The organism is Sphingomonas sanguinis (genome assembly GCF_001476905.1).
GTDB classification, from domain to species: domain Bacteria; phylum Pseudomonadota; class Alphaproteobacteria; order Sphingomonadales; family Sphingomonadaceae; genus Sphingomonas; species Sphingomonas sanguinis_B.
The window spans coordinates 1-739 of record NZ_LDTE01000192.1 but is presented as its reverse complement, the minus strand read 5'-3'; the positions used below and the strand labels follow the sequence as shown (position 1 = coordinate 739).

1 protein-coding gene is annotated in these 739 nt (G+C 65.8%); it reads left to right on the top strand.

From position 1 onward, the window contains the following. Positions 1-127: 127 nt before the first annotated feature. On the top strand, positions 128-739 hold a 612-nt coding region (locus SB4_RS18485; RefSeq protein ID WP_241488699.1), incomplete at its 3' end, for a terminase large subunit domain-containing protein.

Here is a 739-nt window from a genome sequence, read left to right as displayed (position 1 = left end):
ATGGCCGCCCCGGCACCCCGTCCCGAAAGGAAGGGGAAGAAGGCGGAGGCGCAGGAAGCGGCGGAAGGCATCCGGGGCCCGTATGAGCCCCCTGCCCCACCACCTGGCCTGCTGAACTGACGGTCACATGATCGTCCAGCAGCCGGTCTGGACCACCGCGTGTCCGGACTGGGAACAGCGGATCGTCGAACGGCGGTCGCTGGTCCCCTTCGCGCCTCTGTTCCCTGGCGAGGCAGCCGCTGCCCTCGACGTGTTCAAGTCGCTGCGCATGGTCGACGTCGCGGGGCAGCCGACCTTTGGAGAGATTTGCGAGCCGTTCGTCTTCGACCTCGTGGGCGCGATCTTCGGGGCCTATGATGCCCAGTCCGGGCAACGGCTGATTGAGGAGTTCCTTCTCCTCATCAGCAAAAAGAACGGCAAGTCGACGATCGCCGCCGGGATCATGCTGACCGCGCTCATCCGCAACTGGCGGCACGACGCGGCGCTGAGCATCCTGGCACCGACCCAGAAGATCGCGAACAACAGCTTCGGTCCCGCCGCTTCCATGGTGCGGGCCGATCCCAAGCTGATGAAGTTGCTGCACGTCGTCGACAACCAGCGCATGATCCGGCACCGCGTGACACGCGCGGAACTCCGGGTGATCGCGGCGGACACGGACACGGTGGGCGGCAGCAAGGCCGGTTTCGTCCTGATTGACGAGCTGTGGATTTTTGGCAAGCGCGGGCGGTCAGAGGCGATG